Raw genomic sequence first — 5,778 nt, forward strand, 5'->3', positions numbered from 1 at the left:
CACGCCCAGAGCACGCACCTACGCGGACATCAGCCGCTACCGCGGCGGGCGCTCGGCCCGCCCTCCGGGCGGACGACGGGAATGTGACGACAGGACCTAGGCGGGCGGGCCGAGTCGGAAGGACCGTACGACGGCGAGCGCGCACCCGGCGACGAGCGCGAGCGCGACCGCCGTCACCTCGGTCAACGGGCCACGTTCCGTGCCCGGAGCCACGCCGCGCGGCGGCACCGCCCCCTCCGGGTCGTACACGACCGACAGGGCGTCCCCGGGCCTGGTCGACCCCTCACACCCTCGCCAGATCCGCTTCGAGAGGGGAGCACCGGTCGAGTCGGTCACGGAGCACAGGTAGCGTCCGTCCTCGGCGCCGGCTCCCGGTCCTCCCTCGACGAGGGTCACCACCACCGACTGCACCTCGCCACGCTCGGCCAGCACCAGCCAGGTGGCCGCCTGCGGGGTCAGCAGCGCCAGGCATACGCCGAGGGCGGCGGCGATTCCGACGAGTGCGCGGCCCGCGCCGGTGATGAGCAGGTAGACGGTGAGCGCGGCGGCGATCACCAGTCCGCCCTCTCCGGCGGCGAGTGCGGGATGCCCGGTCCAGACCCCGGCGGTCCCGACTCCGACGATGGCGGTGGCCGCCAGGACGCCGACCAGGACCCCCTCGACGAGCAGCCATCGGGGCGGCAGGCCGACGTACTCGGCGGGGCCCCATACCGCCGTCCTGACCTGCTCAGCCACTCCCGGGCCACCGTCGAGCGGCGGCCGACCCGGCCCGCGCATCCGCCGCTCCCCTGTCGTCCGATGTCCACGAGCCGCGCCGCCGACGCGGCGACCCAGGACGGGGCCGGACGGACGGCGGCCGCCGTACAGCCCGTACTTCCACCCTCCGCGATCACACGCCCGCGGGGCCCAGGGCCGGTCACGACACCCTCACAGCTCTCTTGCATTATGCAAAACAGCCGAGGAGGAAGAACAGCCCGGATGCTCAGGCGCCCCGGACCACCGGTGAGTCGACCCAGCCCAGGGGGTACGGCTCGGTGTCGTCCGCCGCCGGAGCGAGCGGTTCGCCGCCGGCCTCGTTGAAGGCGGTGAGCGCGTCCACGAGCGCCGCCCGCTGGTCCGGCGCCAGGCGCGCGACGATCCCGGCGATCTCCGCCCTACGGCTACCGGTGACGTCCTCGACGGTGCGGCGCCCCTCCTCCGTGAGCCGGAGCACGGTCTCACGGCGGTTGTCGGGGTTGGCCTGCCGGTCGGCGAGCCCGGCCGCGATCAGCCGGTCGATCATGCGCATCGCGGTGGAGGGCGCGACCTGGAGGGCGTCGGCGAGGGTCACCAGTTTGGTGGCACCGCGGGTGGACAGCACCACGAGCATGCGGAACTGAGGCAGCGTCACGCGTTCCTCGACCTCGGCGAGCGACCGGGCGGACACGGCGACCAGCAGTCTCGACGCGGTGAGCACCGCACGGGTCACCGCGTCGACATCGTCCATGCCCTCGATCGGGGCCTCAGATTGCGCCATACAACCTTTCTACCGCGCCGCGGACGCCACCCGCTCAGCCCATGGGAACAGATTTTCCACTCCCATGACCGTTCCATGGTTCACCCCCACGGCCGGGCCTCTCGCCGCTCCCGTGCCCGTGATAGCGGAGCAGCAGCATCGCGGCGTCGTCGTGGGGCGGTCCCGCGGCATGCCCCGCCACGTCCCGGCGCAGCGCGTCGAGCGCGCCGTGCGCGTCGGGGTCCTTGAGCAGAGCGGCCCGTTCGGCCAGGGGATAGAAGCACCCGTCCTCGTCCCGGGCCTCGGTGACGCCGTCGGTGTACAGCAGTAACTGCTCACCCGGCGCGAACCCCACCCGGTAGGGCCGAGGTCCGGCGTTGCCGTGCGCGCCCAGCCCCAGGGGCAGCGCGTAGGAGGGCGGCTCGGGAAAGTCGGCCGTGGTGTCCTCCCGTACCAGCATCGGAGCCGGATGGCCGTAGTTCAGGAAGACGACCTCGTGGTCGGAACCGATCTCGGCGAGGATCGCGGTGACGAACTTCTCACCCTCCAACTCCCGTTCCACACTGCGCTCCAGCCGCTCACCCACTCCCGCCAGGTCCGGCTCGTCATGGGCCGCCTCCCGGAACGCGCCGAGCACCACCGCGGCCGTCTCGACGGCGGCCAGCCCCTTGCCCTGTACGTCCCCCACGATCACCCGGATCCCGTGCGGTGAGGCCACCACCTCGTACAGATCACCCCCGATCCGTGCCTCCGCCACGGCCGAGGTGTACGACACCGCCGCCTGCAACGGCCCTGCCGTCAGCGGCACCGGCCGCAGCAGCACCCGCTGGGCCACCTCCGCGATCGAGCGCACGCCGGCCAGTTCCGCCTCCCGCCGGGAGCGCATCACGGCCGCCGCGATTCCCGCACCAGTGACACCCACGACCGACCCCAGCGCGGCGAAGCCCCGGCGCTCCTCGAACACCCCATCGTAGATCCCGAGGCCCACACACAGCACGAGCGCCACCACGCCCGTCAGCGCGGTGCGACGCCACCCGCCGACCAGCCCGGCGAACGCGGGCCCCAGCGACACCAACGGCAGCAGTCCGACCCCCGGCCCGACCACGACATCCACGACGGTCACCACCGCCATGACACCGCCCGGCATCCAGGTCAGCACCGTGGCACTCGGCGGCGGCTTCTTCCCGGTCATGGCGCACTCCAGCGGCGTCGCGAACCCCGGAGAGCCGCCGGCCCAGGCGCCCCTCCCCCACCTTTAGACTATGCAACGGTCTGTTCGCGGACCGCTTCCCACCACGACCCTTTACCCAATCGAGGCCCAAAGCCGACACCCGGCCGACGGAGAACGCCGAGAAGCGGCCGTACGACCCCGAGGGCGACAACTGGACCGTCGCGGAGATCATGGCGGACTACAGGCGCGGGCATCCGACGACGGCCGGCCCTTGTTTCAAGGTGACGGCGTCGGTGCCGGGCGTTACTCGGCCGGTAAGGTGAGACCGCTGCGGCTCCCCCCACCACATCAGGCGCCCTTTCGAGCGCGCCTTGGCCTGCGGCGAACCAGTCGTCTTGTGGCGTGAGGATGAAGCACAGGTGCTGATAGCGGGCCGGTACCGGCTGCACGCCCCCATCGGACGCGGCGCGATGGGAGAGGTCTGGCGGGCGTACGACGAAGTCCTCGGCAGACCCGTGGCCGTGAAACTCCTGCTCGGCCAGGAGTCCGATTCCACCGCGGCTTCCCGCTTCCGCCTGGAGGCGCAGACCGCCGGCCGTCTCAACCACCCGCACGTGGTCGGGGTCCTGGACTTCGGGGAACACGAAAACCGGTTGTTCCTCGTGATGGAGTTGGTCGAGGGCGACAGCCTCGCCCACGCCCTCTCCCCGTCGGGAGCGCTGCCCCCGGCGCAGGCCGCCCGTATCGCCGCCCAGGCCGCGGCCGGGCTCGCCGCCGCCCACCAACAGGGCATCGTGCACCGGGACATCAAGCCCGCGAACCTGCTCCTGGACGCCGACGGCACGCTCAAGATCGGTGACTTCGGCATCGCCCGCTTCCTCGACGACCCGGCCGCCGCGCTCACCGCCACCGGACAGATCGTCGGTACCAGCCTCTACCTCGCCCCCGAACGCGCCCTGGGGAAAGCGGCTTCCCCGGCTTCCGACATCTACTCCCTGGGCTGTGTGCTCTACCACCTCGCCACCGGCCGCCCGCCGTTCCACGCGGACACCGCCGTCGCGATCCTCCACCAGCACCTCGACGCCCCGCCCGTACCACCTCGCGACCTCGGCATCCACCTGCCGCCCGCGTTCGAGAACTACCTCCTCGGACTCCTCGCCAAGCGGCCCGAGGACCGGCCCACGGCGCAACAGGCCGCCGACTGGTTCGCCTCCAACGCCTGGCAGGGCCACCCCGAGCCCCTGCCCCCCACCGCACCGGCTCCCCAGCCTCAGGCTCTCCACCCGGCCGAGCCCACACCGGCTGCACCATCCGCCCGGCACCGCGCGGCCGACGAGTCCCGGGCGCCCACCTACATGCTGCCGTCCACCACCGGGCACACGGGCCGCGTGCACGGTGGCTCCGGTCAGCGGCCGAGCATCCGCGGCCTCGCCGGCCGTCGAAAGGGGCTGACGGGTGCCGTCGCCGGAGTGCTGATCTTCCTGGCCGCCATGCTCGCCGGCATGGCGTGGTTCGCCCCTGACAACAGTTCAGCGGAGACGACCGGCCCCGACCCCACCCGCACCGCGGGCCCGCCTCCGGCATCGACTCCGCCGGCAGAGCGCAGCGCGTCGCCGCTCCCCTCCGCGAGCGTCCTCACGGACGAGGAAGATCACGAAGACACGGTGGACACGGGAGGAGAGGAGGCGACGAAGAGGGAGGAGAGGCGACAGAAGCAGGAGGAAGAGCGCGAACGGGAGGCAGAGCGCAAGCACCGGGACGAGGACGACTGACCGCCGCCGCGACCGGTTCGAGTCGGATCCGCGGATGCCGAGTACTGAGTACGCCTCCGATACCCGGATCAGGTGAGGCGAACCGGCCCGAGCCTCTCCGCCCGTCGTGGCGGCGGCCCGAGGGAGCGGCTCGGTGCTTGGCTGGCTGGGCCGGTCGCACCGCGCGATCGTGCTCGGCCAGGAGGGACACGGTGGCAGCGCAGCGAGAAGTGGACGAAGCAAAGGTCGAAGCCTTCATGGAGAAGGCGCTCGGGGACCTCAGCGGGACGATGACCATCGGTCTGTGCCACCTGGGGGACCGGCTGGGTCTGTTCAAGGACCTCGCGGCGGGCGGCCCCGCCGACAGCCGGGAGCTCGCGGGCCGTCTGGACCTGAATGAGCGTTACGTACGTGAGTGGCTGCGGGGTATGACCGCCGCGGGCTATCTGGAGGAACGGGAGCCCGGGCGCTTCGCCCTTCCCGCCGAGCACGCCCCCGCCCTTGCGGACGAACCGGGGCCCATGTTCCTCGGCGGTGTCTATCAGATGATGCCTGCCGCATTGGCGCCGTACGAACGACTGATCGAGGCCTTCCGGAGTGGCGGAGGCGTACGGCAGGGCGATTACCCGGACATCCTGTGGGACGGCATGAGCCGTTTCACCGGCAGCTGGTTCGAGAGCGTGATGGTCGACGACTGGCTGAGCACCTTTCCGCACGTCGTCGAGAGGCTGGAGCGGGGCATCGACGTCGCGGACGTGGGATGCGGTGCGGGCCGCGCCCTGATCGTGCTCGCCAAGGCGTTTCCCCGCTCGCGTTTCACGGGCTTCGACAACTTCCCGGCCCAGGTGGAACGCGCCCGGGCGAACGCGGAGAAGGCCGGTGTCGCCGACCGTGTGACCTTCGAGACGGTCGACGCCGCCCAGGGGCTTCCCGGACGCTACGACCTCGTCACCACCTTCGACGTCATCCACGACGCGGCGGAGCCGAAGCGGCTTCTTTCCGCCATCAGGGCCGCCGTCCAGGACGACGGCGACTACCTGATGCTCGAGATCAACTGCGAGGACCGTCCCGAGGACAACGTCGGCCCCGTCGCATCGATGTTCTACGGTTTCAGCGTCTTCTACTGCATGACCACCTCCCTCGCGAACGACGGAGCCGCCCTCGGAACGTGCGGCATGCCCGAGGCGGTCGTACGCGACCTGTGCGCCGAGGCGGGCTTCAGCGACGTGTCCCGGTCCACGGCCGATGACCCGTTCAACGTCCTCTACGACATCCGGCCGTAGGCCGTACGAACGACCAGGTCCAAACGGCTCCTTTCGCAGACGACGGGCGAGGCGTGCCGCACACCATGCGGCACGCCT

At 71.6% G+C, this 5,778-nt stretch carries 5 protein-coding genes; 2 read left to right on the forward strand and 3 right to left on the reverse strand.

The window, feature by feature from the left end; all coding sequences use genetic code 11:
* Nucleotides 1–96: 96 nt before the first annotated feature.
* From F3T56_RS45375 to F3T56_RS45385, 3 genes are all read right to left on the reverse strand, one after another.
* The gene (locus F3T56_RS45375; RefSeq protein WP_246204852.1) at nt 97–735 is read right to left on the reverse strand and encodes a hypothetical protein; all 639 of its coding nucleotides are present in this window, start codon (nt 733–735) and stop codon (nt 97–99) included.
* A gap of 247 nt (nt 736–982) precedes the next feature.
* Nucleotides 983–1,486, reverse strand: a complete 504-nt coding sequence (locus tag F3T56_RS45380) for a MarR family winged helix-turn-helix transcriptional regulator (protein ID WP_149831305.1) — start codon at nt 1,484–1,486, stop codon at nt 983–985.
* Nucleotides 1,487–1,550: 64 nt separating this feature from the next.
* Nucleotides 1,551–2,687 carry a PP2C family protein-serine/threonine phosphatase gene (locus F3T56_RS45385; RefSeq protein WP_149831303.1) on the reverse strand — a complete coding sequence of 379 codons (1,137 nt, stop codon included), beginning with the start codon at nt 2,685–2,687 and terminating at the stop codon, nt 1,551–1,553.
* A gap of 398 nt (nt 2,688–3,085) precedes the next feature.
* Between F3T56_RS45385 and F3T56_RS45390 the strand changes: the two genes are divergently transcribed.
* Nucleotides 3,086–4,438, forward strand: a complete 1,353-nt coding sequence (locus F3T56_RS45390; protein WP_172639491.1) for a serine/threonine-protein kinase — start codon at nt 3,086–3,088, stop codon at nt 4,436–4,438.
* A 191-nt stretch (nt 4,439–4,629) separates the two neighbouring features.
* A complete protein-coding gene (locus F3T56_RS45395; protein ID WP_149831304.1) occupies nt 4,630–5,700 on the forward strand; it encodes a class I SAM-dependent methyltransferase in 1,071 nt (356 codons plus the stop codon).
* Nucleotides 5,701–5,778: the final 78 nt, after the last annotated feature.

Source organism: Streptomyces tailanensis (assembly GCF_008386495.1).
GTDB lineage: Bacteria > Actinomycetota > Actinomycetes > Streptomycetales > Streptomycetaceae > Streptomyces > Streptomyces tailanensis.

What these genes read in the sequence shown, in the direction of transcription:
- F3T56_RS45380 (WP_149831305.1), bottom strand. Translation starts at nt 1,486, where the DNA reads ATGGACGATGTCGACGCGGTGACCCGTGCGGTGCTCACCGCGTCGAGA.
- F3T56_RS45385 (WP_149831303.1), bottom strand. Translation starts at nt 2,687, where the DNA reads ATGACCGGGAAGAAGCCGCCGCCGAGTGCCACGGTGCTGACCTGGATG.